Genomic DNA, 1,205 nt, shown 5'->3' with positions numbered 1-1,205 from the left:
TTAGATACAACGCCTGCACCTACTGTACGACCGCCTTCACGGATCGCAAAACGCAGACCTTCATCCATCGCGATTGGTGCAATCAGAGTAACAACCATTTTAACGTTGTCACCTGGCATTACCATTTCTACGCCTTCTGGCAATTCACAATTACCTGTCACGTCAGTTGTACGGAAGTAGAACTGTGGACGGTAGCCTTTGAAGAATGGAGTATGACGACCACCTTCATCTTTGCTCAGTACGTATACTTCACATTCGAAGTTCGTGTGCGGGTTAATTGTACCTGGCTTAGCCAATACTTGACCACGTTCAACGTCATCACGCTTAGTACCACGCAACAATGCACCAACGTTCTCACCTGCACGACCTTCGTCAAGCAACTTACGGAACATCTCAACACCAGTACATGTTGTCTTAGTAGTTTCGCGGATACCAACGATTTCAATCTCTTCGCCGACTTTAACGATACCACGCTCTACACGGCCTGTTACTACTGTACCACGCCCAGAGATAGAGAATACGTCCTCGATAGGCATCAAGAATGGCTGATCGATCGCACGAACTGGATCAGGGATGTAAGCATCTAGCGCTTCTACTAGATTCTTAACCGCTGTTGTTCCTAATTCGTTTTCATCTTCGCCGTTCAATGCCATCAAAGCAGAACCACAGATGATTGGCGTGTCATCGCCTGGGAAGTCGTAAGTGTCTAGCAACTCACGGATTTCCATTTCTACAAGCTCACGCATTTCTGCGTATTCTTCAGAATCAACACCGCCACAGTCTTCTGCCAACAAGTCAGCTTTATTCAAGAATACTACGATGTAAGGTACACCTACCTGACGAGACAACAAGATGTGCTCACGAGTCTGTGGCATAGGGCCATCAGTCGCGCCACATACTAGGATAGCGCCGTCCATCTGTGCCGCGCCAGTGATCATGTTCTTAACATAGTCAGCGTGACCCGGGCAGTCTACGTGCGCGTAGTGACGAATCTTAGATTCGTACTCTACGTGAGACGTAGAGATCGTGATACCACGCTCACGCTCTTCTGGTGCCTTATCGATACCGTCAAATGCTACGGCTTCACCACCGAAAACTTCTGCACATACGCGAGTCAGTGCTGCTGTCAAAGTTGTTTTACCGTGGTCAACGTGGCCAATAGTACCTACGTTAACGTGCGGCAGATTACGTTCAAATGATTTCTT

General features: G+C 47.9%; 1 protein-coding gene. It reads right to left on the bottom strand.

Translation table 11 applies throughout. The features are described 5' to 3' along the window. Nucleotides 1-1,205 (bottom strand): elongation factor Tu (gene tuf, locus OW491_RS17825; protein ID WP_290037244.1); only part of this gene is annotated, 1,205 nt, incomplete at both ends.

Source organism: Neptunomonas sp. CHC150 (genome assembly GCF_030397555.1).
Lineage (GTDB): Bacteria > Pseudomonadota > Gammaproteobacteria > Pseudomonadales > Balneatricaceae > Neptunomonas > Neptunomonas phycophila.
The sequence above is the reverse complement of the archived record's forward strand: the minus strand, read 5'-3'. Positions and strand labels throughout refer to the sequence as shown.